At 48.5% G+C, this 26,342-nt stretch carries 18 protein-coding genes; 2 read left to right on the forward strand and 16 right to left on the reverse strand.

The window, feature by feature from the left end:
- Positions 1 to 26: 26 nt before the first annotated feature.
- The 7 genes from KNO87_RS06500 to addB form a co-directional block, all read right to left on the reverse strand.
- Positions 27 to 2,585 (reverse strand): sensor histidine kinase, encoded by a 2,559-nt coding sequence (locus tag KNO87_RS06500; RefSeq protein WP_214794496.1) that lies wholly within the window; start codon positions 2,583 to 2,585, stop codon positions 27 to 29.
- Positions 2,582 to 2,944 carry a response regulator gene (locus KNO87_RS06505; protein WP_074032651.1) on the reverse strand — a complete coding sequence of 121 codons (363 nt, stop codon included), beginning with the start codon at positions 2,942 to 2,944 and terminating at the stop codon, positions 2,582 to 2,584. The genes KNO87_RS06500 and KNO87_RS06505 overlap by 4 nt, the downstream gene beginning before the upstream one ends.
- A gap of 134 nt (positions 2,945 to 3,078) precedes the next feature.
- Entirely contained in the window at positions 3,079 to 4,950 is a 1,872-nt protein-coding gene (locus tag KNO87_RS06510; protein WP_285800644.1) for an ABC transporter ATP-binding protein, read from the reverse strand.
- Positions 4,947 to 6,671 (reverse strand): ABC transporter ATP-binding protein, encoded by a 1,725-nt coding sequence (locus KNO87_RS06515; protein WP_214789668.1) that lies wholly within the window; start codon positions 6,669 to 6,671, stop codon positions 4,947 to 4,949. The genes KNO87_RS06510 and KNO87_RS06515 overlap by 4 nt, the downstream gene beginning before the upstream one ends.
- Positions 6,664 to 7,146, reverse strand: a complete 483-nt coding sequence (locus KNO87_RS06520) for a MarR family winged helix-turn-helix transcriptional regulator (protein ID WP_214794498.1) — start codon at positions 7,144 to 7,146, stop codon at positions 6,664 to 6,666. The genes KNO87_RS06515 and KNO87_RS06520 overlap by 8 nt, the downstream gene beginning before the upstream one ends.
- A 168-nt stretch (positions 7,147 to 7,314) precedes the next feature.
- On the reverse strand, positions 7,315 to 10,932 hold the full coding sequence (gene addA / locus KNO87_RS06525; RefSeq protein ID WP_214794500.1) for a helicase-exonuclease AddAB subunit AddA: 3,618 nt from the start codon (positions 10,930 to 10,932) through the stop codon (positions 7,315 to 7,317).
- The gene (gene addB / locus KNO87_RS06530) at positions 10,910 to 14,347 is read right to left on the reverse strand and encodes a helicase-exonuclease AddAB subunit AddB (RefSeq protein WP_214794502.1); all 3,438 of its coding nucleotides are present in this window, start codon (positions 14,345 to 14,347) and stop codon (positions 10,910 to 10,912) included. The genes addA and addB overlap by 23 nt, the downstream gene beginning before the upstream one ends.
- 152 nt (positions 14,348 to 14,499) lie before the next feature.
- Here addB and KNO87_RS06535 point away from each other — a divergent pair, with 152 nt between their 5' ends.
- A complete protein-coding gene (locus KNO87_RS06535; RefSeq protein ID WP_251126009.1) occupies positions 14,500 to 14,886 on the forward strand; it encodes a truncated hemoglobin in 387 nt (128 codons plus the stop codon).
- Positions 14,887 to 14,941: 55 nt separating this feature from the next.
- Positions 14,942 to 15,331: a hypothetical protein gene (locus KNO87_RS06540; RefSeq protein ID WP_214794504.1), complete on the forward strand. Its 390-nt coding sequence runs from the start codon at positions 14,942 to 14,944 to the stop codon at positions 15,329 to 15,331.
- A 29-nt stretch (positions 15,332 to 15,360) separates the two neighbouring features.
- On the opposite strand, the gene KNO87_RS06545 is transcribed toward KNO87_RS06540, so the two are convergent.
- The 9 genes from KNO87_RS06545 to KNO87_RS06585 form a co-directional block, all read right to left on the reverse strand.
- Positions 15,361 to 15,771: a hypothetical protein gene (locus KNO87_RS06545; RefSeq protein ID WP_015880958.1), complete on the reverse strand. Its 411-nt coding sequence runs from the start codon at positions 15,769 to 15,771 to the stop codon at positions 15,361 to 15,363.
- A 127-nt stretch (positions 15,772 to 15,898) separates the two neighbouring features.
- Entirely contained in the window at positions 15,899 to 18,967 is a 3,069-nt protein-coding gene (locus tag KNO87_RS06550; RefSeq protein WP_214794506.1) for an efflux RND transporter permease subunit, read from the reverse strand.
- 86 nt (positions 18,968 to 19,053) lie between these two features.
- A complete protein-coding gene (locus tag KNO87_RS06555) occupies positions 19,054 to 19,524 on the reverse strand; it encodes a competence protein ComK (protein ID WP_214794508.1) in 471 nt (156 codons plus the stop codon).
- Between the two features lie 127 nt (positions 19,525 to 19,651).
- Positions 19,652 to 20,992 carry a sensor histidine kinase gene (locus KNO87_RS06560; RefSeq protein WP_224860216.1) on the reverse strand — a complete coding sequence of 447 codons (1,341 nt, stop codon included), beginning with the start codon at positions 20,990 to 20,992 and terminating at the stop codon, positions 19,652 to 19,654.
- A gap of 26 nt (positions 20,993 to 21,018) precedes the next feature.
- Positions 21,019 to 21,681 carry a response regulator transcription factor gene (locus tag KNO87_RS06565; protein WP_015880954.1) on the reverse strand — a complete coding sequence of 221 codons (663 nt, stop codon included), beginning with the start codon at positions 21,679 to 21,681 and terminating at the stop codon, positions 21,019 to 21,021.
- A 311-nt stretch (positions 21,682 to 21,992) separates the two neighbouring features.
- Positions 21,993 to 22,199: a copper chaperone CopZ gene (gene copZ / locus KNO87_RS06570; RefSeq protein ID WP_214789686.1), complete on the reverse strand. Its 207-nt coding sequence runs from the start codon at positions 22,197 to 22,199 to the stop codon at positions 21,993 to 21,995.
- Positions 22,196 to 24,307 (reverse strand): heavy metal translocating P-type ATPase, encoded by a 2,112-nt coding sequence (locus tag KNO87_RS06575; RefSeq protein WP_214794512.1) that lies wholly within the window; start codon positions 24,305 to 24,307, stop codon positions 22,196 to 22,198. The genes copZ and KNO87_RS06575 overlap by 4 nt, the downstream gene beginning before the upstream one ends.
- Before the next feature lie 11 nt (positions 24,308 to 24,318).
- The gene (locus KNO87_RS06580; RefSeq protein WP_214789688.1) at positions 24,319 to 24,621 is read right to left on the reverse strand and encodes a metal-sensitive transcriptional regulator; all 303 of its coding nucleotides are present in this window, start codon (positions 24,619 to 24,621) and stop codon (positions 24,319 to 24,321) included.
- 91 nt (positions 24,622 to 24,712) lie between these two features.
- Entirely contained in the window at positions 24,713 to 26,260 is a 1,548-nt protein-coding gene (locus KNO87_RS06585; protein WP_214789689.1) for a long-chain-fatty-acid--CoA ligase, read from the reverse strand.
- Positions 26,261 to 26,342 lie beyond the last annotated feature (82 nt).

A 26,342-nucleotide genomic window follows, 5' to 3' on the forward strand; every position in this document is an offset into this window, starting at 1 on the left:
CCATCCTTCGAGGATGACTCCATTCATTATACTGGTGTTATCTCTGCCTCTTGGACAGCGTATTCATAGCTAGGAATTTCAACGATGAAGGTCGACCCCTCATGTTGAATCGATTCCACATGAATTTGACCGTTATGACCTCGGACGATTTCTTGACAGATTGGTAAACCAAGACCCGTTCCGCCGATCTCACGGCTGTCGGAGTTATCGACGCGATAGAACTTATCAAATAATCGGTCGAGCGCGTCGCTCGGAATTCCAATTCCTTCGTCCTTCACTTTGATGGACACGATTTGCTCATGATGAGCAAGCTCTACCGTGATTTTTCCACCACGTGGAGAATACTTCACTGCGTTCGACAAGAGATTACTCATCAACTGCTTGAACTTCTGGCAGTCGACGAACAATTCGTAAGGACGTGCATCATCCGCAATCAATTCGAATTCGTGCTTCAAAGATGACGCTTCATAGAACGTCAACATGTCTCGGACGACCGGTTCGATATCGAGTTGTTCCCGGTCGTACATTTGACTACCGGATTCCATCCGCTGCACATCAAGGAAATCATTGACGAGATGCGTCAGACGTTCCGTCTCCGCATGAATTGTCTCTAAATATTTTGCTTGTTTCTCATTCGGTAACTGCTTTTTCACCATCAATTCTGTGAATCCGTAGATGGACGAAAGCGGTGTCCGCAATTCATGAGAAATCGTTGAGATGAATTCACTCTTCAATCGTTCAGCCTCTGTCTCACTTGTGATATCCCGGAAGACGAGAAGCGTCCCTTTCGATAGACCGCCGACAATAATCCGTTCAGCATACATCTGCAAGTTCATTTCACCTTTACGGATTGAGAAGCTCACACTGTCATGTGGGAAGTCTTCCGTGAACAATCGATTTGTATACTTCGTAAAGTCTTCTGCTTGGTCCACCGTTTCGACAAGGCGATTACGCCACTCTTCCCATGTTTCTTCTTCAAGGTCCTGTGTGCTGACGTCACTCAGTTCCGGGAACATTTCATAAAGTGGACGGTTGACGAATACATCATCTGTCGCATGTTCGATATAGACGACCGCCTCTCGAATCGAGTCGAGGATGCGTTCTGTCTTCCCTTTCTCGCGTTTCATCTCTTCGAATAGACGCATCCGTAAGAGCGAGAGTGAAAGCTGACGAGCGAACGACATGATGTCACCCATCTGTGTCTGTGTGAAACGGTCTTTATAGCGGACCAAATAGATGAACGCGATAATCGAATCGTCCGTCGGGTCATGGACCGGTACCGCCGTTTCGAACATATAGTACGGGTAAGGAAGCGGATGGTCGCTCGCAACTTGTTTCGCTGAGTGTACCGTCGTCTTCAACGTCATCGCCCGCGTTAACACAGAATTCTCACTATCGAGCAATTGACGGGACAACGTGTCATTCAAACCATGGCTCGTCACGCGGTACGTGCCCGATTCATCGACGAAGACGAGTGCACCGACTTCCGAGTCCGTAATCGTAACGAGTTTCTCGATAATCTCTGGATACGCCGTAAGCGAATCACGTGACGCTAACGTCTCCGTCAATTCGTTTCGGTAAGCGAGATGTTGTTCGTTCTGTTGAGTCTGCTCGAGAATCTCTTCAAGCTCTTGTTGCTGTGCCTGAAGCTCTTCTTGTTGGGCAATCAATTCTTCTTGTTGCGCCTGAAGTTCATGGTTCTTTTCAATCAAATGACGTTCGTTGTCACGAAGTGTCTCGGCCATCTTATGGAACGAGCGAGACATCGTACCAATCTCATCTTCTCGTTTCATTTGATCACTCAAGTCGACGATCTCACCTTTCAACAAACGGTTCGATGCGATTGAGAGTTTTGAAATCAAGCGTGTTTGACGACGAAGGAACGGTTGGACGAATAACAAAATCAATGCAGCGAATGAGGCAATGCTCATAATCCACAAGAATTGAAGCATGTTATTGTTTTGGCGCCATTCCGCGTAGACCGCCTCTTTTTCAGAAGCCATCAATTTACGATAGTTTTCTAACGAGGATTCGACTTCATCAATCGGCCCTAAAATATCGATGCCACGCTCCGGATTAAATTGGACGACACCTTGATCAATCAATCGTTGCGCCGTCGGTAACTCGGCGATTGTTTCAGCATCGATAAACGTTTCCGTTACATCACCATCAAGCTGTGCCTGCGCATACTCATACGTCACCGGAATGATGACGTCGTAGTAAAAGTCATGGAACTGCTGCAAATCTTCTGCGAACAACTCACCTTGACGAGTAGTGACTTGCGTTTTAAACCAATTGATTTCTTGTTGGAACTTCGCTTCGTTCGCACTTGCGCGTTCAAGAGACGATGTATCTCCAAACAAGAGATATCCACGTGTATCATACTGATCGGCCTGCCAATCATCCCAGAGCGTCGTCAAACGATTGACGCGTTCATCAACTTGACGTAAACGAGCCTCATTCGCTTCGAGTCGATTCTCGATATACACATAGGTCAGAACCGATCCGACCAACGCGATGGCGAGGAACGAATAGAGGACGACCATGATGTCGCGCCCGAGTTTTTGTTTAAACCACCTTTTCACTTCACGATGCCTCCTATGATTTTGACAAGTTCAAGTGGGCTGAACGGTTTTGAAATGAAGTAGTCGACACCAATCTCATTCGCGCAATCACGGTCAGATTGTTGGCTTTTCGCTGTCAACATCATCACTTTCGTATCTTGTCGCCCTGGTAACTTCCTTACTTTTTCAATGACCTCAAGCCCTGTCATCCCGGGCATCATATGGTCCACAATCACCAAATCATATTCGTTCTCTTCAATCAATCGATAGGCCTCTACTCCATCTTGTGCCTCATCGATGTCATATCCTTCGTCTTCTAATGTATCCATAACGAGCATGCGTAGTACTTCTTCGTCTTCCGCAAGTAAGATTTTTACCATAATCGTTCCTCCATTTTTTATCCCATTTTTTTATTTTAACGGATTTGTAATTGTTACACAAAATAAAAAGACGTACGAAACTCATCTTCGTACGTCTTTTGCCTAATCGCCTGGCCGTAAAACCTATATTCTTCTTATACAACTTCTTTTTCAGCAAACTGACTGTTGTACAAATCTTCATAAAAACCACCGGCTTCAAGCAGCGACTCATGTGTCCCTTGTTCGATGACACGGCCTTGGTCCATCACCAAGATCAAGTCTGCATCTTTAATCGTCGATAACCGGTGGGCGATGACGAAACTCGTTCGTCCTTTCATCAACCGCTTCATCGCCTGTTGAATCAAAATCTCGGTACGCGTATCTACACTTGATGTTGCCTCATCCAAAATCATTATCGGCGGATTCGCGAGTACCGCTCGCGCAATCGTCAGCAATTGCTTCTGTCCTTGTGAGATGTTATTCGCTTCTTCGTTCAAGACTGTGTCATATCCGTCCGGCAACGTCCGAATGAATGAATCCGCATGCGCTGTCTTCGCTGCGTTGACGATTTCCGCTTCCGTCGCACCCACTTTTCCGTAAGCGATGTTGTCACGGATTGTTCCATTAAAGAGCCACGTATCCTGTAAGACCATCCCGAACGTATGACGTAAATCTTCTCTCGACATGTGTCTAGAATCTTTACCGTCAATCAGAATCTCTCCACCGTTCAATTCATAGAAACGCATGAGGAGATTGATCAATGTCGTTTTTCCGGCACCGGTCGGACCGACGATCGCCACCGTTTGTCCCGTCTTCACGTCGAGGTTCATGTCTTGAATGAGGAGATTGTCCCCGTATCCAAAGTCGACGTGACGGAATGCGACATTTCCTTCCGCCCGCTCTAGGCGATACGTCGTCACTTCTTTCACTTCTTCCTCTTCGTCTAACAACTCAAATACCCGTTCTGCTGCAGCGACCGTCGACTGGACGATGTTTGCGATGTTCGCTGTTTGCGTAATCGGTTGGGTGAACTGCCGCGTATACGTGATAAACGCTTGAATATCCCCGATCGAGATGCTTCGTTGTGTGACTAAAATCCCACCGACAACACTGATTAACACATAGCTGATGTTTCCGATGAACATCGTCATTGGCATGATAATCCCTGAGATAAATTGCGCCTTACGCCCGGCATTGTAGAGTTCTTCATTCACCTCATCAAACTCACGGACAGCTGTATCTTCACGCCCGAACGCTTTAACGACCGCGTGTCCGGTATACATTTCCTCCACATGACCATTCAATCGTCCTAGATGACGCTGTTGATCGGAAAAGTATTGTTGCGAACGTTTTAAAATCGGACGAATTGCAAAGATTGTCAGTGGTAATGACACAAGGGAGATGATCGTCAAAAGGGGACTGATGGACAGCATCATAATCAAGATCCCGATAATCGTGACGATTGATGTAATGAATGACGTCACACTTTGTTGAAGCGTGCTCCCAATCAAGTCAATATCGTTCGTCACTCGGCTTAACGTCTCCCCATTTGAACGTCCATCATAATACTTAAGCGGTAGTCGTTCTAATTTTTTGTTGACGTCTTCTCGCAAATCATAAACGGTCTTCTGGGCAACGCCAGACATCAAATACTGTTGAACGTAATTGAATAGGCTACTGATGACGTAAAGTCCTGCGAGCAAGGACAAGATTTGTCCGATTCTCGTGAAATCGATCTCCGCGCCCGGCACACCTGTAAATTTCGCATAGGCACCTTCAAAGAGTTCCGTGATGGCAATCCCCATGATTTTTGGACCAGCAATCATGAATACCGTACTTAGAATGGCTGCGACGAAAACCGCAATCAACGTATTTCGTCGTGGTTTCAAATAGGCGAGCAGACGACGGAATGTGACTTTGAACGCCTTCGGCTTCTCACCCATCATCATCATATTCCCACCGCCAGGACCTCCTGGGCCACCATGCCCGCCATGAGTTTGTCGCGTCGTTGTTTGTTTCTCACTCATGCGATTTCCTCCTCAGACAGCTGCGACTTCACGATTTCTTGATATACCGCATTCGTCGCAAACAATTCTTCATGTGTACCGATTCCGGCCACACTTCCTTCTTCGAGTACGATGATGCGATCAGCATCCATGATCGTACTCACCCGTTGTGCGACAATCAATACGGTCGCATCTTTCGTTTCTTCTTTTAACGCCTTGCGTAACGCGGCATCCGTCTTGAAATCGAGTGCCGAAAAGCTGTCGTCGAATACATACAAATCTGGTTTTCGAACGAGCGCCCGGGCGATGGAGAGGCGTTGCTTTTGTCCACCCGACACGTTCGACCCACCTTGCTCAATCACAGATTCATATCGATCTGGCATCTTCTCGATAAAGTCGCTCGCCTGTGCGATCGATGCGGCATGTATGACTTCTTCGGTCGACGCATCGGCTTTCCCGTATCGAATGTTCTCTGCAATCGTTCCCGTGAACAGCAACGCCTTTTGCGGCACGTATCCGATTTTTGAACGGAGCTCTTCTTGCGATACGGCTTGAACATCGACCCCGTTCACACGAATTTCTCCAGATGTCACATCATAAAATCGTGGAATCAGATTAACGAGTGTCGATTTCCCAGATCCGGTTCCACCAATCACAGCTGTGACTTCACCCGGGTTCGCTGAAAAACTGACATGTGATAATGCCGGTTCCTCGGCACCGGGGTAAAAGAACGTGACATCATCAAACACGAGTGTCCCGTGCTCAGCATCCGCCGCTTTTGTGCCTTCATCAACTAGTGAAGGTGTCATCTCGAGCACTTCATTGATTCGGTTCGCCGATACCGACGCCCGCGGAATCATGATGAACATGACAGAAGCCATGACGAGCGCGAACATGATTTGCATGACATATTGAATGAACGCCATCAAATCCCCGATTTGCATCGCCCCGTTATCGATTCGGATGCCACCGAACCAAATGACGCCGACAACGGTCAAGTTCATGACGAGCATCATGACCGGCATGAGAAACGCCATGATTTGGTTGACTTTGATTGAGACATCCGTCAATCGCTCATTCGCCTCTGTCAAACGGACTTGTTCTTCTTTTTCACGATTGAAGGCCCGAATGACTCGAATGCCTGTCAAGTTTTCTCGGAGGACAAGATTCAAACGATCCAATCGCTTCTGTACTTTCTTAAAGAGCGGCATCGCTTTCCAAAAAATAAGGAAGATCGAGATGACGAGAAAAGGCATGGCGGCAACGATGACGAGTGACAACGTGGCATCTTTCGACGTCGCCATGATCAAACCACCGACAAACATGATCGGTGCACTGACGACCATCCGAAGCATCATGATAATGACTTGTTGGACTTGCGTGATGTCATTCGTCGTCCGCGTGATGAGCGAGGCTGTTCCGACACGGTCGAACTCTTCGAGCGAGAAACGCTCGACATGGTTAAAGACGCGTCTTCGTAAATCACGACCGAATCCCATCGCCGCTTTCGATGAATAAAAACTTGCCACGACTGCCGCGAGTGCCCCAAGTCCGGTCACACCGAGCATGATTCCACCCATTTGCCAAATATAGCCGGTATCTCCTGTCACGACCCCGTTATCGATAATATCCGCCATTAATGTCGGTAAGAATAAATCTGCTAGTGACTGTGCGAACACAAATAACAAGACCATGAGGACGGCCCATTTATAAGTAATCAAACGTTTTAACAACTTAATCATGACGACATCCCCCTTCACAATCTGTGAATCCTTCATTTAATCCATCTGCAATCTGTTGATGGGCTTCAATCATATGACGATACGTCTCCTCATCTAAGCGAGACAAGATTTGATTCAACTGTTGTTCGGTCCCTTCCTCTTGTTGTTCAATCTCATCAATCAATTGTTTGCCAGATTGATCAATCGTCAATACCACTTCGCGGCGATTATCCGGATTGATGTCTCGTCGAATCAACCCTCTCTCCACTAGACCATCCAATGATTGACTCAACGTACTCTTCGGCATTCTTGTGCGCCGCACTAATTCTTTTTGTGTGATCGCACCCTGTTCATTCAACATCATCAGTCCATGAAGTTGTGGCAAGGTAAGGTCGTTTTGTTGGGCCGTCTGATGCATGAGGCGAATCAAGACGCGCTGTACGCGCCAAAACGATTGCATCATTTCCCGCGCTCTTGTTGCACTCATCTCGGTCATGCTACTTCACTCCTTTTATCGTTCCGACTCGGATTGTTCTATATGGAACAATTACTTATATAAAATAAATTACTCCTCCGCCTCTTACTTGTCAACGATTTAGAATGTGAAAATGCACATAACAAAAAGAGCGATGTCATATAACTGACATCGCTCTTGGCTTGCTCTTTATGAGGTGGCCACTGTGACGATTTCTTGTAAGTCGAGTGAGTAAATAAGCGTCTGCTCGACACGAATATCCCAAATCGTCTCAATCGCTTCTCGGTACAGTTGCAATTGAATCGCGTAACGATCCCGAAGCCGTTGATGTGCGTCTTCACGGGATCCGGATAAATGAACGACGGCGTCTGATTTATAGTCCAACAGGATATAAGATGTCCCATCGAAGTACAGACAGTCGATAATCCCTTGAATCAGTACGTCTTCATCGGTAAACTGCCCATCTGGGTTGACCCGTTCAGCCGGTACGGTATAGGTGAATGGCAGTTCTCGCCAAGCGGTACCCTGTTTGAGCGCATCGGCGAGCGCCTGTCCGACGTCGGTACGGAAAAACGCCTCTACGTCAGGAATGGCGAGACGTGCCGTTTCAGCCTCGACCGGGCTAAGCATCCCTTGTCTCTCCCATTGATCGATTTGATCGACAATCGGTTGATTCGGATCAGCCATTTGGAAAATCAGATGTAACGTAGTCCCGCGTTCGGCACCGCTCTGTTTCACTTGACGCCATTTCGGCTCCCGATAAGGTGTATCGATTGGTCGAACCGGGTCTTCAAAGGCGGCTTGTTCCAGTTGCATCGCTCGTTTCAATTCCGTCACCGTTTGTTTCGCCGCCGTGCGTACGGCATCTTGAGCCGGATATGCATATGTCAATGCTTGGTGAATGGCATGAATCGTCGCTTCCTCATTTTGAATAGGGAAATCAATCGCTTCAAACTGTTGAACATGATGTAGCTGCGCCATCATCTCTTGTAGTGTCGCAACCTCCGCCAAATCAGCTTCACCAATCATACGGTACGTCCAAGAAGACGACTCATAGAATGTAGCGGCTGTAGTGAATCCGAACGATTCGATAAATGGCGAGGCACTTGGTAGACGTAAGAGTGCTGGCGCAATCCAATCCAAGTACGTTTTCGCTTCACGTCTCGCCTCACTCGCTAACAATTCTCCAGATTGTTCGACTTGTAGCCACTGTTGGAGCTGTTTGAGCGAATCCCCGACCGTTCCGACGAGAATCAATTTCTCTTTTGCCCGTGTCAACGCGACATAGAGGACACGCATCTCTTCTGCTTTCATCGTCGCGTCTAAATCTCGTCGAATCATCGCTTTCACGAACGTCTCCGCCTTTGTACGTGTCACGACATCGATTGCATCAAGTGAAATTCCATACTGCTTATGGAAAATGACTCGCTGTTTCTGATCGAGTGTATTGAACTGTTTTCCGAGCTGGGCGACAATCGTTACCGGGAACTCGAGACCTTTTGACTTATGCACAGTCATGATACGAACGACGTTTTCTTCGTCGCCGAGAGACCGCGCCTCGGATAGATCTTCCCCCGTATCTTGTAAACGGTCCATGACACGTAAAAAGCGATACAGTCCACGATAGCCGCTTCGTTCATAAGAGAGCGCGCGGTCATAGAGCGCCTTCAAATTTTCTTGGCGCCCTTTTCCACCAGGCAATCCACCGGAAAAGTCATAAAATCCAGTGTCGTTGAACAACTGTTGAATCAATTCGGATAAGCTATGATTGCGCGCATAGGTACGCCAGCGGGAAAGACGATCGAGAAAGTCTCCACACTTCACACCGAGCTCGTCATCATCATCCGCTTTCGCCTTCAGCGCCTCATAGAACGAATCTTCGGACTCGAGTCGGATTCGTGCTAGCTCACCATCATCGAATCGAAACATCGGGGAACGGAGCGCTCCGGCGAGCGGAATATCCTGAAGCGGGTTATCAATTACTTTCAAGAGAGCAAGAATCATGCGAATCTCTGTCGCTTGAAAATAGCCGCCATCGGAATCCGTATAAGCTGGAATATTGTACTGAGTCAAAATGTCCATCAACTGCTCGACTCGTCCTTTTTTTGAACGGACGAGAATCACGATGTCCCGATACTCACAGTTCCTGAGTTGTCCCGTCGCTTCATCCGTCACTTTGAACGGTTCATCTCCAGACACTAGCTCTAAAATTCGGGTCGCGATGGCTCGTCCTTCGACTTCCTGTTTCGATAATTCACGACTCGCTCCGTCGACAATCATCAATTCGGGATTCGCTGGGATCGGTTCATACTCACGACCCGGAACGAGTTGAGCGGCCTCATCATAAGCGATTTCTCCGACCTCTTCGTCCATGAGCTGAACGAACAAGTCATTGATCCCATGAAGCACCTCTGCCCGACTACGGAAGTTTTGGGAGAGATCGATTCGTTTTCCCGTGTCCGCCTGTTTGAAGCGTGTCGCCTTATCGATGAAGAGACCTGGCTCCGCATGACGGAACCGATAAATGGATTGCTTGATGTCTCCAACCATAAACAAGTTCCCGATTTCTTCCCGTTCATTTGCGACAAGATTGATGATGGTTTCTTGAATTTCGTTCGTATCTTGATACTCATCGACCAGTACCTCGACAAAGCGTTCTTTGTACAGAGCCGCGACATCAGACGGTCCATCTTCCTGCCGTAAGATGGCGAGCGCATAATGTTCCAAGTCGCTGAAGTCGACGAAGGCTCGGTCGCGCTTCGCTTGTTCATATGCTTTTCCGAACGCACGAACCGTTTGGACGAGCGTCTTGACGAGAGGTTGTTGCATCGAGACGCTTTCCAATAAATCCGCCCCGCTGACACGTGCCTGCTCAACAGCCGCCGTCAATTTTTTCTTCGCTTGATCATACGCCGGTTTGAGCACCTCATGATAAATCTGGTGTTCCTCTTTTTTAGGAACGGATTTCATCGTGCCAAACTTCATCGCACGTGCAGCCGTCTCGAGTTCGCTCCAGACGACGGCTTCCCCTTCTAACTGTTCTAACGGGAAAATTGCCTGACGGATGTTTTCCGACTGGGGTTCATATCCTGCAACCCGAAGCTCCGCCTCAAGCTTCCGAAGATTACGCACCGCTTTTTCGATGTCTTGCCACAACATGTGGCCAAATTCGATGAGGATGGCTTCTCGATCCGGGTCATCTCCGAACGTATACATCGAAATGAGGTTATCTAAATAGGCGTCGGGGTCCGGGAGTGTACGGGCATAATGATATAGACCGAGAATGAGGTCTTCGATTTCACTGTCCCCGCGATCTGATGTGTAAGCATCGACAAGGGCGAAGAAATCTGTATCCTGCTTCCCGTACTCTTCTTCAAGCACTTCTTCTAACACATCATCTTGTAACAACACGAGATCTCGCTCTTCCGCAATCTTGAATGCCGGATCTAAGTCCAATAAATAGTAATTTTCGCGAATCACTTCTAAACAGAACGAGTGGATGGTTGTAATGAGTGCCCGGTTCAACATTTGTCGCTGTTTCCGGACATACTCATTCGTCGGGTCGTCACGCAACGCCTCTTCCAGCGCCTTTGCGATGCGTCGCTTCATTTCTGCCGCTGCCGCGTTTGTAAATGTCACGACGAGCATACGATCTGCCGTCAATTCATCTGCTTCATCGAGCAATCGGCTAGACAACCGCTCGACGAGAACTGCTGTCTTCCCCGATCCGGCCGCAGCCGAGACGAGGACGTGACTTCCCCTCGCTTCAATTGCGGCGAACTGGTCATTCGTCCATTTCACGGTCATCCCCTCCTAACTCCTGAAATACATCTTCTTTCTCTAACTTTTTCAATTTGCGAGGTTCATTCGAGAGCGCCTCGTCAAAATGGCAGACACTCTGATACGGACATGTCTGACACGGTCGCCGTTCTTTATATTCGTACGGCTCTACGTCTATTTTTCCGTCATACATTTCCTCGGCACTCGATTTGACGACATCAAACGCATGGTCCATCAACTGTTCGAGTTGAGGCGGTGTGACGATTTTCTTCAACGTATTCGCGTCAGGCGTGCCATCTTTTTTATATTTGACCGGGATGACAATCGATTTTTTCGAAGATTCTTTCGCTGAACGGTCCATCATCTCCAAAATTTCTGGGTCGTCGACCAATAACCCTTGCATCTGATAAGACTCCAACACTTTTTGTCGCGTCTCTTCATCAGAACCTGCCGGTGGTACGAGTGGGCGATGAACGTGGAAATACAGTGCCGCAGCCGGCGCCACGTTCTCTTTCGTCCATACCTCTGCCTGCTCAATCAACACTTTCAAATAAATGAGCATTTGCATCGCGAGACCGTAATAAATTTCCGCAAAATCGACTTCGCGCTTGCTCGACTTGTAATCAACGATGCGAACGTACAGCTGGTCATGAACCATTGCCGTGTCGACACGATCGATTCGACCAATGAGCTCGCACGTCGCCCCATTCGACAACGTGAATGAGACAGGTGGAAACTGACCGCTCCCGAATGCAAGTTCAAACGCTTTCGGGTCGAAACCGTCCCGTTTCGACTGTTCAATCAATACCTCTGCCGTCTTGCTGACGACATCCGTCAATTTTTTCTTCAAATAGGCGTATCGGTTTGAACTCATCAGAATCGCATGTTGGATTTCAGGCGTCACAAGTTCTACCGCCTGTTCCGCTAAGTTCACACATTCATCTGGCGCCACGTCCCGCCATTCTTTTCCGTCCATCTTCACTGTCTGTGACATATGTTCAATCGTTCGGTGATAGAGGTTTCCGATATCCGGTGCTTCGAGTCGATACAGCCGACGTTCTTTTAAACGCAATCCATAACTTGCAAAATGCTTGAACGGACACGCTTGGAACGTCTCGAGTCGCGAGACACTCGCCCGAATCGATGGCGTGTAAAGCGATTTGGCAACATCGTCGTCTAATGATTTCGGGATATTTTGATAAAACAAGGCGCTCGTCAACAATTGCAATCGCTCGCGACCGTCCGGATGTTTCAACAGTTCGTTATAGACGGCGAACCACATATCTTGAATCGGATAATGACGACTTAAGCGCTGAAGTTCGAGAGCCGTGACCGCTGCTGTCTGGTTCACATTCGTCAAAAAGGCGAATTGGTCATGCGGTCGGTGTTCCCCGGCTTCAGCGAAATGGGTCTTGATGACGTTTTTATGGAGACGGGCCTTTAAATCCGCAATGAAGCGCGCCGGTTGAATCGCCTTACCTGTTCTATCGACGAGGGCATAACTAATGTAGAGACGCTCACTCGGTGCCGTCACTGCTTTATATAAGTAATATGTTTCATCATCAAACAAGTGCTCGGTCGCTTTCCCAGCACGCAGACCGTTCTCATGCATGAAGTCCAAGTCGTGATCGGTCAATAGCTTGGACTGCGTCGTGACAAGAGGAATTTGATCTTCATTCGCCCCGAGCAAGAACACCACTTTCTTATCAATTAATCGACCACGGACATAGTCCGTCACCGTCAATTGATCGAGTGAAGGTGGAATGAGCGCATAACGAAGACTATCTAGACCCGTGTCCATCATCTGGAGAAACAGTTCCGTTGACAACGTCTCTTCTGGAGCTGCCGCTTCTAACTGTTCGAGTAAATGTAAGACCGCGTCCCATACTTGAGTATGTTCACGAGCTTCGAGCAACTGCGCTTCTTCAATCGCTTCGTCACGCCAATGAGTCAGACAGTCCGATACACCGATTCGTTCTAAGAAGGCATACATGGCATGCGTGTAGGCTTGCATCGTCTTCGCCTGTTTCAAATCCGACAGCAAGGGATCAAACGTTTCGATGACGCGTTCCCGGTAGCGATTCAACTCCACTTCAACATCTAGCTCTTCACTCGTCAGTCGCGCTTCTTCTCCTGTACGACGACGTAACTGCCATGCATCGTGCCAATGGTAGTGTTTGATGCCACGTTCAATGACGAACGCTTCGAGGCGGTCGACAGACGTGCGTCGGTGCGTTGGGTCGAGGACGACGAGCTCCGTCTTCAATGCCCGAAAAACAGCTTCCTCCCGATAGCTACGCAATGCGATGTCGATGGTGGCTTTCAACAATTCAACGAGCGGATGGTCAAGCATCGGCTGCCGTTCATCTAAGAAGTAGGGCAACCCCATCTTTTGTAACGCTTGTGATGCCAGGTCGCCATATTCATCGAGTGAACGCGAGATGAGCGCAATGTCTCGGTAACGATATCCTTCTTCACGCGTGAGTCGGATGACCTCGCGAACAGCCGCCTCCACCTCGACAGTCCGGTCGACGGCAGCGTGCAAGTCGACACGATTCTCCGTCCCGGTGTATGGCTCCGCCGTCATCTGGTCAAAGGTCGCCTCTAAATAACGAAGACTTGGATGTGTGTAGCGATATACGTTGTCATACGTTTTGTCGACCGATAGAAGTTGTCGTTCCGACAAGAGTTCCTTGAAGCGCATGAGCGTACGCTGTGTCGGTCCAAACAATGGATCCGGACGATACATGGATGAGGGATCAAGCGTCAACAACACATCGACGTCGACCTTTTCTGCAAGACCGACGAGGACGGCTAGTTCCTGCTCTGAAAACTCATTAAATCCATCCACATATACATGGACTCCCGTCAAATCCGTCTCCGGTAACAGTTGCAACAGGACGTTGAAATAATCCTCCGCGTGTAGCGACTTACCTTCCGTCATCTTCAAAAACCCTTCATAGATGATGGAGAGATCCTGTAACTTTAAGGCACGATGTTGCGCTTGTTCACTTAAGCGTAATAGATGCTCCGGTTCAACAAGTCCTCGCTTCAACATGGAAATCAATTGGTTCAATTCTTCATAAAATCCGAACTGGTTCATCGTTCGACGGAACAAGGTCAGCCGCTCCTCGCTCATCTCGACGACTCTCCGTAATAACAGATGCGTCCCCGTCTGATCTAAGAATTGGTCCGTTGCCACTCCCGCATCTCGCATCATTAAGAATGCGAGACGGCGCATCGACAGCACTTGGATCCTTGTCGAGCCGCGCAGACCGTCCACTGTCGCCATCTTCTTCTCCATTTCAAACGACATTTGGTCCGGCACGATCATATAAATCGTTGGTCCGCTCGGGTTCTGTTTTAAATCCTGAATGACTTGTTCAATCATCCGTTCACTTTTCCCCGTTCCCGATCGACCAACGTGAAAGGTTACTGTCATTTTAGCGAACACTCCTTCCCTTTTTTCTTCATTATGAACCATCTCTCTTCATTTGTAGAGGGAAACCTCCTCTTCACCACACTAAAAAAAGTTATAGCCTGCATCGTTCCCATTTTTGTTCAAAATCGATTAGACTGAACGTATGAGGGGGAATGAATGTGAGTGCCTATGAACAATTTGGAGGCGAAAGCGGCGTTCAACAACTTGTTGACGCGTTTTATGACCTCGTCTATGCCGACCCGATTTTACTACCGCTATTTCCGGCAGACAAAGATCGGGTGAAACAACATCAATTTGAATTTCTAACCCAGTTGCTAGGTGGTCCAAAGTTATATTCGGAACGTCGCGGTGGCGGGAATTTAGCGATGATTCATCATGAGCATCCGATTTCTGAGACACATGCCGGGCATTGGCTCGGATGCATGGAGCAAGCGCTCAAGACGGTCGATGCGCCGGAATCAATCAAACGCCAACTCTTCCAGCGACTAATCATGTCGTCCTCGAATGTTGTCCGCGTTTGCTCGCATCATTTTGAGTAGTCACAACTATAAAAAGTGGGTATGATAGGAAAGTAAGTAAAGGAGGTCGTTTCACATGACAGAAGAAGAAAAAAAAGAAGTCGTCTCATCTGAGGAAGAGGGGACGGAAGAAAAAGAAGAAACGGTAGTCCTCGCCGACGCGCTTGATGAAGCTAACCAAGCAGCTGAAGCAGAAGAAGATGAGGACGATGATGAGGATCAGCCGGAAGAGAAGAACATGGATCACATCAAAGGCGTCTTCAACTACGACCATGAAAATGGCCGTGAGTATCGTGTCGTCTTTTACAACGATCGCAAAAACTTAGTGTTCCGTGAACTTGGAAACGGCAAAGTCGAATTTGTCGGTCGTTTCTCGGACGACGCATACGATGAAGAAAATGAGGCAGAAATGCGTGAACTCGGGCAACGTGAACTCGAGCGCATTCTAGCTGAACGCTTCAAATAAAAAAATCGCCGATGATTCGGCGATTTTTTTTAGTTCTTCTTATTTCGTTTCTTTTTACGAAGTGCATACGCCACACCGGCAATCCCACCGACGACAGCAAGTCCAGCGACGACTGGGACGAGCACACGCTTCGTTGGAATCATCTCTTTCACACGCTCATAAGGCGTTGGTGTCGAGAACTCTAATTGTACGGCTGTATCACCATGTCCATGCGCCCGCGCCTTACGTGACGCATCTGTGACGACCACACGCCCCGTCGTCCAGCGACGATTGCCGTATTCGTCTACGTACGGACGACGTACACGTTTCACGTCGCGCACCATCTTCCCACGCGCACGATCCGGTCGAACGACACGCTCACTGGACCAAGAGCGGCTTCCTGTCACACTATACGCAGGTCGTACTTTCCTACGATTGAGCCAAGTATATGAATCGTTCATCTTCAATTCCCTCCCATACTGTTCAAAACCTCTCTTCTAATTATACCCATACAACATCACCCAAAACATGTGACAAATGGTCCAAAAAAAGGTGTGACACCATTTAGGCGTCACACCTTCTCAAGATTCATTCTGTAAATGGTTTGTCCTTATGACGACGTTTCGCCAAAATCAGGTAATACGCCGGCACAAGCACGAGAGTCAACACAGTTGAGAATAGAATACCCGACACGATTCCGATCGCAAGCGGTTTGAAGAGCGGATCTTCTCCAAGTGCGACTGGTAAAAGGGCAACGACTGCCGTGAGCGCTGTCAAGAGAATCGGACGAATCCGAGCCCGTCCGGCCTCATATACAGCGGTTGTGACCGGTAATCCTTCACGAATGCGTTGTTCGATAAACTCGAACAGAACGACTGCGTTCCGAACGACGATTCCCGCAAGCGATACCATCCCCATTGATGCCATGAAACTGAACGGCGTCTGTGTCACGAACAATCCGACGACCGCTCCAGCAATCGCAAGGTAAATCGTGAATAACACGAGAAGTGGTAGCGACAATGAGTTGAACTGGAATGCGATAATCAAGTAAATCAAGAACAAGACGACGACGAACAATGTCGCAAGCTCTAAGAAGAACTCGTTTTGTGTGTCGCTCGCGCCAGTCTGGTCAAACGTAATTCCTTCATCCTCTAACCCAGACTTCGCATCTTCCAACACTTGCTCAACATCTTGCTTGAACGCATCTTCGTCCATGCCCTCACTCGCATAAATTTGGAGTGTGACCGAACGCTCCCCGTTTTCACGAGGGATTTGTTGGATTTGTTCCGTTGTCGTCTCCGTCACAAACGTGCTGAGTGGTGCAACAGGTGGGCCTGCTTCCGTTTCGACAGGAACTAAAATGTCATCAAGGGCAAGTGCTTCGCGATTCGCTTCCGCATCGATGACAATTTTCACGTCACGCTGTTCTACCCCATCATCGAATGTACCGATTGGAATACCGTCTGTGACGAGTCGAATTTGATCACTAATGGCTTTCGCCGTCACGCCCGCTTGTGCCATCTCCTCACGATTCAACTCGTATGTGAGGGTTTGGAACGGTTCTTTGATGTTATCGAGGACGATTGCGCCATCGATTTCTTCCAAGTCTGCTTTCACTTGGTCACGTGCAGCGACGAGCTGATCAATCGTTTCGCTACGCATCGTGAACTCGACAGGAGCCGATGCCGGCGGTCCTTGTTGTTGCGTATCTAAGAAGATTTCGGCGTCTGGATAATCTTCACGCAACACGTTCGTGTATTTATCGATCAACTCGATGGCATCGATTTCTTCATTGTCGACACGAACGACGACTTGCCCTGTGTTTTCACCAGATTGATCGAGTCCACCCGTGAATAATCCAGGAAGTCCACCACCCGCAAAGATCGATGTTTCAACGACCCCTTCTTCTTCTTGGAATCTTGCTTCGATTTCTTCAAGTCGTGCTTCCGTCTCTTCTAAATCCGTCTGTACAGGTAACGTCACACTCGTCACGACTTCCGGACGGTTCGCCGCCGGGAAGAACTCAAACGGCGTGAGAAGAATCAAACCATATAGCGCTGTCGTGATGACGAAACCGACAATCCCGAACGTCCATGGACGTTTCGCGACGCTTGGCAAGAGACGGTCGGCATAGAAGTTGCTGAGACGATTGAGCGGTCCACCGAGCCAACCTGGTTCACGCTTCGATACTTTCACTTCTTTTCGGTTCAAGCGATACTGTGCGATCGGCACGAGCGTCAAACTGATGACCATCGATGCCAAAACTGAGAGCGCGAGCACCGTCGGTAAGGCACGGATGAAGTTTCCGTTCGCTCCAGAGAGCAAAGTGAGCGGAAGGAAGGCGAAGACGACCGCGAGTGTCGACGTGACAATCGAGCCCCATACTTCCTTCGTTCCACGAACTGCTCCGAGCATCGCAGAATCACCGCTACGGTACCGTCGTAAAATATTGTCGTTGACGACAATCGCGTCATCGACCAAAATCCCCAGGGCGATGATCGCTCCGATAATCGAGATTTGGTTCAAGTCGACCCCGGTGAACTGTAACGGGATCAAGGCAATCAAGAATGACAATGGGATTGCCAAACTGACGATGATTGAACCAGAGAACGTGAGACCAATCGTTGTCACAGCAATGACGGCGATGATCGCGATAATGAATTCACGCGTCAGTGATGAGAAGATTGCATCGACTGCTTTCGCCTGTTCATAATACGGGACGAGCTTAAACCCGTCTAAATCTCCAAGACCGTCTTCCACTACCTCATTGACACGGTCTTGCATCGTCGGGATATCCAAGCCTGATTCAATCGGTACAGTGATGGAAACTGCTGGTTTTCCGTCTAATGAAACGAGATCCGTCTCACTTTTCGCCGTCTCTTCGACCGTTCCGACATCTTCTAACAAGACGGGCTCTCCGTTAAATGAACCGACGATGACTTGCTCCATATCGTTTACATTCGTCAAGTTGTCGATTGCTAGTTGATAGATGCCTTCATCGGTCGATTGGCGACCGAGCGGTGTCGTTTTGTACTCTTCGTTGATGGCCGTCAACACATCAGGGAAGGCGAGCTGCCTTGCACCTAGTTGTTCGGAGTCGAGCGAGACGACATATTCCTGCTCCGGTAGCCCTTTGACGGTGACTCCAGTCACACCATCCGTTCGCAGAAGGTTTGATTCTAATTGCTCAATATCTGCACGAACGTCCTCGAATGATTCACGGTCATCTGCTGTCAATAAGTACGATGCGACAGGTAATTGACCGAGTGAATCATTGACTGTCGGTGCGAGTGCGTTTTCCGGAAGCTTTGGTGTCGCATCAGACAAAGCTTGGCGTACGTTCGCCTGAAATTCTGCCTGATCGGTTCCATCTGCATACTCGACCGTAATATTCGAGAACTCTGAAGCCGAAATCGACGTCACATTCTCTACGCCTTCTAGACTGCGTAGTTCTTCTTCTAACACGCCGGTAACACTTCGTTCAACCGTTTCTGCAGTTGCACCAGGATACGGTGTTTGAACGAGCACGATGTTGATTCCTGTCTCCGGAATCTCACGCTTAGGGAGCTGGAAGAACGTCAGCACACCTACGACGATTGCTACGAGAAGAAACACGATGACCAGTTTCCCTCGTTCAATCATTTTCTCAAAAAACATAAAAACCCCTCGCTTTCGGAAGATGTGCAAATACACATATGATATCTCTTCTTCATCATAGAGGGGTTTCCCAGTGAATTCAATCCTTAAGCGTGTTGCAATGTGCTGTCATGGAAACGTTTTTGAAAAGCGTATGATAATTCGATTGACCGTTGTTTTTGCCTTGCCACTGTATGATCGGATACATGAACCTTGACCGACTCACCTGTCAAAAATTGAATAAGCGTCTGTTTTCCGTCTTTCTTGATTGCTGTCACATGTTGAAAGTTGATCCACGCACAGTCTGGACTCTCCTTTGCAATCGTCGGAAAGAAGACCGCGTCAGCATGCCAATCCATCACGACAGGTGTCTTCCGATGTGGACCGAGGACATGACGAGCGGCTTCAATTCTGCCTTGAATGCTCGATCCATAGTACAAACACGCATGTTCCAACAGATTGATGGGTGATCCTTTCATACGGGTCACGCCTTCCGGCTGATACACGAGTGTCTCCGCTTCGCCAAACTCGTTAAATACAGGAATTAAAGCTCTCGTTTCATTGGTCAATCTACTCATCTTTTCATCCCCCATAACGTATGTAATGACTTACATGTCATTCATACCAGGATTCCGTACGTCCCGCAAATCGACTATTTAACATTTCCCATAAAAAAACCAGCCGTTTTCTGGCTGGTTTTGAAAATCAAGCATTAGATTTTAAAGCATGGTTCGGTTTAAGTCGCGGAAAATAAAATCGTACCGCAGTTCCGTCCCCTGTATTTCGAAGGGAGACTTCCCCTGTGTGAAGTGTCACAATTCGTTGGACGATAAATAAGCCGAGTCCGAACTTTCCTTGCTTGCCTCGAGAGAACTGATGGAATAAGTCGAGGCTCTCATCAACCGGCGGTCCATCATTAAAGATGATGATTTCCACGCCAGACTCGTCCCGATTCAAGTCAATCCGAATACAAGTCTCCGCATAGCGTAGCGCGTTGTCGAGAACGTTCTCGAATGCGACCCGAATCTGTTCCCCGTCCCCGAGCATCTCTCCGCCTTCACCGTTAATTTCCCAATCAAGCTGTCCTCTCAGTTTGAAACGCGCCACAAGAAGCTCCATCAATTTATCGAGATTAATCGGTTCAAGTTTCATCTCTTGCCCTTTGAAATATTCGAGCTTCGTCACATATAGCAAATCGACGACTTTCTTTTCGAGTCGAGATGCTTCTTCGTCAATGACCTCAGAAGAACCTTTCAAGTCCCCTGTCGGATAAATGCCATCCCCAATCGATTGGGCATATCCACGGATGACCATGATCGGTGTTTTCAAATCATGCGAAATGTTTTGAAGCAATGCCTGCTGTGCCAAATCCTGTTCTTTCAATTCTTTGCGCATGGCATCGATCGAGTGGGCCAGTTGTCCGAGCTCATCCTGACGATCCAATGGAAGTGCCGTCTCCCATTGACGATTTGAAATCTTCTCGACCGCCCGTTCCATCTCGACGATCGGCTTCGTCAATTGGCGAGACATGAGCAGTGCTGGGATGAGTGACAACAGGCTGATCACCCCAATGAGGATCGAGATGCGCCAATACAATGTTGATACCAACTCACGTCGGTACGCATCCCACGCATAGGAAGCTTGATATACGATTGTGCCGTCATATTCATTTTGACGAATGATGTAATAGACGTCTTCCCCATCAATCGTTGTCTGATATCGCTCGACTTGGCCACTTTGGTTCAACGCTTCCTGATACATCCGGTTCGTCAATTCAAGTGGAGCCGATCCGTAGATGATTCGTCCATTCGGAAGAAAAATCAATTGGTTGACCGAACGTGACTCTTGCTGGCGCCGGTCATATTCAATCGGATTTTGCGGATAATTCTCTAACTCGTTCGTATTGCCCAAATAGTAGTCTACATCTCGTAGCGTCTCGTACACTTGTTCATCGATGAACTGGGTGATCGAAGAGCGGATCGTGATCAAAATCATAAGCGCGAGCGTCACGATGATGAGCAGGATGAGCACCCAAATCTTCCACATGAGACGCTTCGGTTTAAGTGCGTTCATCATGGTCTGACGAGACGGTAACCGATACCGTAAAGCGTTTCGAGCTCAAGCCGATGCAATTTCTTACGCACGCGGCGCACCAAATCATCGACGACACGGTCCGAACCGAAATAATCATTCCCCCATACCCCTTCGAGAATCTGTTCACGCGACAAGGCGGAACCAGGGTGTTCTAAGAACAGAAGAAGTAAATCGAACTCTTTCGATGTCAAATCAATCTCTTCATCCCCATGTTTGATGAGACGTTTGTCCGGATAAATCGTATACTCTCCGTACTCGATATGTTCGTTTGATTTCGATCCGTAGACACGGTCAATCAGCTTTTTGACGCGAATGACGAGTTCTCTCGGGAGAAACGGTTTAGCGATGTAGTCATCCGATCCCATCTCAAGACCAATGATTTTATCGATATCCTCATCCCGAGCTGAGATGAAAATCGTTGGCGTATTCGCATTGACGGCCTTAATTTGTTTTAACAATTGAAATCCGTCTAAGTCCGGCAGCATGATATCAAGCACCCATAAGTCTGGCTGGTCCGGAATGGCTTCTTGTGCGGATGTCCCGTCCGCAAATGAACGAACGTTGTATCCTTCCTGTTCTAGATACGTGACGAGCATTTTATTCAAGTTTGCTTCATCGTCGACTAAGTAGATTGTATACATTCAAGTCACCTCAACACGTTTTTTCTCATCATATCAAACAATTGTCGTGAAATGATGGGAAAGGTTTAGAGTCAAAGAAAAAGAAGGCAACGAAATTCGCACCTTCTTTAACGTACTGAATTTGTTCGTAACTGTTGCGTCAAAAACGCCGCGCCCCCACTAATCAACGCCAACACTCCACTGATCATGATGATTTCCATGATGTTCGCCTCCCGTTGATACCGATTCTCATTATCAACTTAAATATAGCATACATCCAGTTCATTGAATACAACAAAAAAAGTCCCGATTTGACTCGGGACTTCTCATCATTATGCTTTTACGTCGTATCCTTGTTCTTCGACTGCTTCTACCATCGCTTCGCGCGTGACAGAGTCTTGGTGAATCACGTCGACCCGATGCTCTTGGAGAGATACGGTCGCTGATTCGACACCGTTCAATTCATTTAATGCTCCCTCCACTGCAGCTTTACAGTGATTGCATGTCATACCTTCTACTGTTAACGTTGTTTCTTTCATGATGATGATCCTCCTTGTGTTTTTAATCGTAATGCGTTCAAGACGACAGACACCGAACTGAACGCCATCGCCGCACCCGCGATCCATGGGGCAAGTAACCCCGCTGCTGCGACCGGTATGCCAAGACTATTGTAAGCGAGGGCCCAAAACAAGTTTTGACGAATGTTTTTCATCGTCAAGCGGCTCATATTCATCGCCCGACTCACACCTTCAATGTCTTGCCCTACAATTGTAACATCCGCCGCCTCGAGCGCGACATCGGTACCACTTCCGAATGCGATCCCGACGTCTGCTACCGCAAGGGCGGGTGCATCGTTCATGCCATCCCCTACCATCGCGACACGACCTGATTTCTTCAAGCGTTCGATTTGGTCCGCCTTCTCGACAGGGAGTACCTCGGCAATGACTTGGCGATGCGGAATCCCAAGTTCATCGGCAATCGCATAGGCAACCTCTTTCCGGTCACCGGTCAAGACGTACACCTCGCGTGTTTGACTGAGTGTCTGCACAACATCTCGACTTTTCGGCTTCAATTGATCTTGTAGTCCGAACGCCGCGACAATCCTACTCTCATCTGCGACGTAGACCGGGGTCATCGCTCGCATCGACCAATCTGGTAAGTCGAATCCGAGCTCCTCCATCATTCGAACAGAACCGATGATGAGCTCTTCTCCATCGACGATCGCTTTGACACCACGTCCCGCTAGCTCTTCTACTTTGGTTACGACACCGTCGCCGGGTTCACGACCGATCGCTGCAGCCAATGGGTGTGTCGATTGACGTTCTGCCATAACAGCACGTCGGAGCGACGCTTCATCTCCAAACGTTTCCACCACTTCAGGCGTACCGTTCGTCAACGTTCCTGTTTTATCGAAGACAACGATATTCGCTTCATTGAGCGATTCGAGTTGACCGCCACCTTTGAACAAGACACCTTGCTCTGCCGCTCGTCCGGTTCCGACCATGATTGATGTCGGTGTCGCCAAACCAAGCGCACATGGACAAGCGATGACGAGTACCGCAATCGATGCACGAATGGCCGTATCGATATCATTCAAGAGGAACGCCCAGACAACGAAGGTAACGGCACTGATGGCTACGACGATCGGTACGAACACGCCAGAGATGCGGTCGGCCTGCCGTTGAATCGGCGCCTTATCCGTTTGTGCTTGTTCGACGACACGTACGATTTGAGCGAGCATCGTCTCTTTCCCGACACGTTCTGCCCGCATGAGGATTCGGTGGGATTGGTTGATCGTTCCCCCAACGACCTCGGCATCTATCGCCTTCTCTAAAGGAATCGATTCACCGGTCAACATCGATTCATCGATGACCGTCTCCCCTTCGATAATCCGTCCGTCTACCGGAATCTTCTCACCCGGACGAACAACGAGAACGTCTCCCGCTTTGACAAGTTCGACGGCGACAGACCGTTCTTCTCCGTCGACAAAGAGAATCGCTTCCTTCGCTTGAAGCGATAACAGCGACTTCAATGCATCGGTCGTCTTCTCTTTCGCTCGGCCCTCTAGCCATTTACCAAGCAATACGAGCGTGATGAGAACGGCGCTCGTTTCAAAGTAGAGATGTGGATTCATCGGGTGCACAATCATTTCAAAGATGGAGTAAAAGTATGCGGCTGACGTTCCCGTCGCGACGAGTACATCCATATTCGCCGAGCCACTCTTCAAGCTTTTATATGCCCCTTGATAGAACTGCGCCCCAATCCAGAACTGGACGGGCGTCGCCAGAGCGAATTGCCACCACGGATTCATCAGCCATGGTGCATGAAATCCGAGTCCTGGGATGTGTGTCAGCATGACGAGGAGTAACGGCGCCGACAACAAGGCAGAGATGATGACTTTCCGTTGTAATGGACGCAAATCATGCGGTGGTGCCATCTCCACTTTCGGTTCAGCTCCGTATCCAATCTTCTCGATTCGGGCGATTAGCTCTTCTTCTGTGATCCCTTCATCGACACGGATTGTTGCCGTCTCGAGCGGAAGGTTGACGGTCGCTTCGACTCCGTCCATCTTGTTCAACACTTTTTCGATTCGTGCCGAACAAGCCGCACAGGTCATTCCTTGTATGGATAACTCAACGGTTTTCATGACATCCCTCCTTATTTTTTGATGCGGCTGACAATCGTCATCAATTCATCAATGTAAGGTTCCATGTCCTCCGTCTCACTCGCGTGAACCAAACACTTGCGCATATGACGTTCTAACAGTTGCATCTCGACTTGCTTCAGCGCAGCTTGAATAGCCGACGTCTGCGTCAAAATATCGACACAGTATCGGTCGTTCTCGACCATCTTTTGAATTCCCCGGACTTGTCCTTCGATTCGTTTAAGACGCTTTCCGAGTGCTTCCCGCTCAGCATCATCACGCGGAACGAGTGGTTGTTCATGCAAAAATTCATCCATGTTGATCACCTCACCACCAATATACCCCTACCCCGTAATAGTGTCAAATGAAATGATAAAAAAGGGACGACTCGTAGTCGCCCCCCTTTACTCAACTATTTTGAAACGCTTCGCTTTTTAAGACCGTACGTAAAATCTTACCTGTCGTATTTCGCGGAAGCTCTTCGATGATCTCAATATAAGTTGGTTGCTTATATTTCGCCAACTTCGTTTGTGTGTATGCACGAATGTCCTCTTTCGTCACATTTTCATGTTTCGTGACGACGAATGCTTTCACCGCTTCCCCTTGTTCGGCATCCGGCACACCGATTACTGCCGCTTCCACGATGTCAGGGTGTTGGTAAAGAACTTCTTCTACCTCACGAGGGTATACGTTATAACCTCCGACGATGACCATATCCTTTTTCCGGTCGACGATATAGAAATAACCGTCCTCGTCACGTCTCGCCAAATCTCCCGTATAGAGCCATCCGTCACGGAGCGTCATCATCGTCTCTTCCGGCAACTTGTAATATCCTTTCATGACGTTCGGTCCGCGTACAATCAATTCTCCGACTTCCCCGACGCCGACTTCTTCCCCAAGCTCGTCGACGACTTTGTTTTCGACGTGAACGATTGAAGGACCGATTGACCCAGCTTTTCGCTCACCGTGGAGCGGATTGAAACAAGTGACCGGTGACGCCTCAGAAAGTCCATATCCTTCGAGAATCTTACATTCGAACATCTTCTCAAACGACTCGAGCAATTGGACCGGTAAACTCGCCCCTCCTGAGACGAACACGCGTACATGTTTCAACGCTGACGTATAAGCCGGTACTTTCATCGCCGTCTGCAGCAAGAAGTTGTACATCGTCGGCACTCCCGCAAATAATGTCACACGATGCTTCGGCACTAAGTCGAACACATCTTGTGGTGAGAATTTCGGCAAGATGACAATCGTTGCACCACGAAGGAGCGGCGCATTGACGATGACCGTCAAACAGAACACGTGGAACATCGGTAATGCCGCCAGCGCCTTATCTTCTGGCGTGATATCCAAATATTCCCCGATGGAGTGCGCATTCGAGAACAAGTTTCGGTGGGTCAATAAAGCGCCTTTCGGTTTTCCGGTCGTCCCACTCGTATAGAGGATAACAGCAACCTCTTCCTCGTCTACTTCGACGAACGTCCCCTCTGCTTCTGCGAACGCTTCCGCGAACGGAATAAACTCAATTTCGCCTTCCCGTTTCAATGCCGGTACATCGGCATATGGGACCGAGATGACGAGTTTTAGTTGTGGCAACTTTGAAAGTGCCGCCTCCGCCTGTGCGACAAGCGGTGACAATCCAACTATCCCTTTTACGTCTCCATCAAGCAGAATGTACGCCATTTCATCAGGCGTGTATGTAGGGTTGATCGGAATGACGACCCCTCCACGTGACAACACAGCGAAGTACGCAATCAAGAACGCAGGGCTATTGCCAAGAACGAGAGCGACATGGTCGCCTTGTCCAATCCCCTTTTGTTCAAGCGTCGATGCCATCGCCTTGACTTGCCCATAAAACTGTCCGTAACTCACCGTGTCTTCCCCAAACACGTACGCTGCTTTTTGCGGGTGAGCAGCCACTACTTCCTGCAGTGACTTGACTAAGTTTGCCATGGTAATCCCCCTTTAAATGAATGATGATTCACTTTTGAGCCATAAAAAAGAGCACGTTGTCCGCGCCCTTTTCAATTACTTC

It is taken from the genome of Exiguobacterium sp. s34 (assembly GCF_018617435.1).
GTDB lineage: Bacteria > Bacillota > Bacilli > Exiguobacteriales > Exiguobacteriaceae > Exiguobacterium > Exiguobacterium aestuarii.

Excerpts from the sequence above, each read along its gene's own strand:
- KNO87_RS06560 (WP_224860216.1), bottom strand. The coding sequence starts at position 20,992 with ATGTGGAAGATTTGGGTGCTCATCCTGCTCATCATCGTGACGCTCGCG.
- KNO87_RS06585 (WP_214789689.1), bottom strand. The coding sequence starts at position 26,260 with ATGGCAAACTTAGTCAAGTCACTGCAGGAAGTAGTGGCTGCTCACCCG.
- KNO87_RS06580 (WP_214789688.1), bottom strand. The coding sequence starts at position 24,621 with ATGGATGAATTTTTGCATGAACAACCACTCGTTCCGCGTGATGATGCT.
- KNO87_RS06555 (WP_214794508.1), bottom strand. The coding sequence starts at position 19,524 with ATGAGTAGATTGACCAATGAAACGAGAGCTTTAATTCCTGTATTTAAC.
- KNO87_RS06550 (WP_214794506.1), bottom strand. The coding sequence starts at position 18,967 with ATGTTTTTTGAGAAAATGATTGAACGAGGGAAACTGGTCATCGTGTTT.
- copZ (WP_214789686.1), bottom strand. The coding sequence starts at position 22,199 with ATGAAAGAAACAACGTTAACAGTAGAAGGTATGACATGCAATCACTGT.
- KNO87_RS06575 (WP_214794512.1), bottom strand. The coding sequence starts at position 24,307 with ATGAAAACCGTTGAGTTATCCATACAAGGAATGACCTGTGCGGCTTGT.
- KNO87_RS06520 (WP_214794498.1), bottom strand. The coding sequence starts at position 7,146 with ATGACCGAGATGAGTGCAACAAGAGCGCGGGAAATGATGCAATCGTTT.
- KNO87_RS06505 (WP_074032651.1), bottom strand. The coding sequence starts at position 2,944 with ATGGTAAAAATCTTACTTGCGGAAGACGAAGAAGTACTACGCATGCTC.
- KNO87_RS06535 (WP_251126009.1), top strand. The coding sequence starts at position 14,500 with ATGAATGTGAGTGCCTATGAACAATTTGGAGGCGAAAGCGGCGTTCAA.
- KNO87_RS06545 (WP_015880958.1), bottom strand. The coding sequence starts at position 15,771 with ATGAACGATTCATATACTTGGCTCAATCGTAGGAAAGTACGACCTGCG.
- KNO87_RS06565 (WP_015880954.1), bottom strand. The coding sequence starts at position 21,681 with ATGTATACAATCTACTTAGTCGACGATGAAGCAAACTTGAATAAAATG.
- KNO87_RS06510 (WP_285800644.1), bottom strand. The coding sequence starts at position 4,950 with ATGAGTGAGAAACAAACAACGACGCGACAAACTCATGGCGGGCATGGT.
- addA (WP_214794500.1), bottom strand. The coding sequence starts at position 10,932 with ATGACCGTGAAATGGACGAATGACCAGTTCGCCGCAATTGAAGCGAGG.
- addB (WP_214794502.1), bottom strand. The coding sequence starts at position 14,347 with ATGACAGTAACCTTTCACGTTGGTCGATCGGGAACGGGGAAAAGTGAA.
- KNO87_RS06540 (WP_214794504.1), top strand. The coding sequence starts at position 14,942 with ATGACAGAAGAAGAAAAAAAAGAAGTCGTCTCATCTGAGGAAGAGGGG.
- KNO87_RS06515 (WP_214789668.1), bottom strand. The coding sequence starts at position 6,671 with ATGATTAAGTTGTTAAAACGTTTGATTACTTATAAATGGGCCGTCCTC.